At 62.2% G+C, this 339-nt stretch carries 1 pseudogene; it reads left to right on the top strand.

Features of this window, described 5'->3' with window-relative positions:
* Window positions 1-91: 91 nt before the first annotated feature.
* Window positions 92-339: pseudogene (locus N826_RS39390) on the top strand (IS4-like element ISMmg3 family transposase); the annotation flags it as partial.

Raw genomic sequence — 339 nt, 5'->3', positions numbered from 1 at the left:
CTTGCCATCTATCAGTTTTGAGGCAAGGCTGTTGACGTGAGGAATCGGTGCGTGGTTCAAGGGTTCCGCCTTTGGCGGACCCCGGAACCACATGATGAACGGCATCAAGGAAATCGCGGAGAGCCTCGGTTCGGAACTCAAGCGTCGCCTGCCGAAGCAGCGCAAGACCCAGCGGACGAAGCTGGCGCTGCTGGTCTCGACGATGCTGGACGTGCGCAGCGCCAACCTGATGGACTTGGCGGCCGGGCTGCCGATTGAGGCGGACCGCACGGACATGCGCTACCAATGGATCGCCCGGCTGCTGGGCAACCCCCTGGTGATCAGCGACGAGATCATGGA

The sequence above is a fragment of the Skermanella aerolata KACC 11604 genome (assembly GCF_000936425.1).
GTDB lineage: Bacteria > Pseudomonadota > Alphaproteobacteria > Azospirillales > Azospirillaceae > Skermanella > Skermanella aerolata.
The sequence above is the reverse complement of the archived record's forward strand: the minus strand, read 5'-3'. Positions and strand labels throughout refer to the sequence as shown.